Here is a 379-nt window from a genome sequence, read left to right as displayed (position 1 = left end):
GGGATGGTGGTGGTCGGCGCGGGGACCCTGCTCGGGGCGGTGGTGGCCGTGGCCGTGCCGGCCCTCCTGACCCGCGCCCTGCACCTGGACGGGTTGGCCGATGTCGCCGACGGGCTGGGCAGCGGGAAACCCGCCGAGGAGGCGCTGCGGATCATGAAGCGCTCGGACATCGGGCCGTTCGGCGTGGTGGCCCTGGTGCTGGTGCTTTCGGGGCAGACGGCGGCGGCGCACGCGCTGTTCGGGCACGGCTGGGCGGTGGGGGCGGTCGCGGTGTGCCTGGCGCACGTCACCGGACGGGCGGCGCTGATCACGGCGACCCGACGGGGGGTGCCGGCGGCCCGGCCGGACGGGCTGGGCGCGATGGTGGCGGGCACGGTGC

1 protein-coding gene is annotated in these 379 nt (G+C 77.6%); it reads left to right on the top strand.

Translation table 11 applies throughout. The features are described 5' to 3' along the window. Window positions 1–379, top strand: a 379-nt coding sequence (locus FOE67_RS28630; RefSeq protein WP_182667668.1) for an adenosylcobinamide-GDP ribazoletransferase, incomplete at both ends; no start/stop codon positions are given.

Source organism: Streptomyces calidiresistens, from assembly GCF_014141525.1.
GTDB classification, from domain to species: domain Bacteria; phylum Actinomycetota; class Actinomycetes; order Streptomycetales; family Streptomycetaceae; genus Streptomyces; species Streptomyces calidiresistens.
This window is presented reverse-complemented; position numbering and strand designations above follow the sequence as displayed.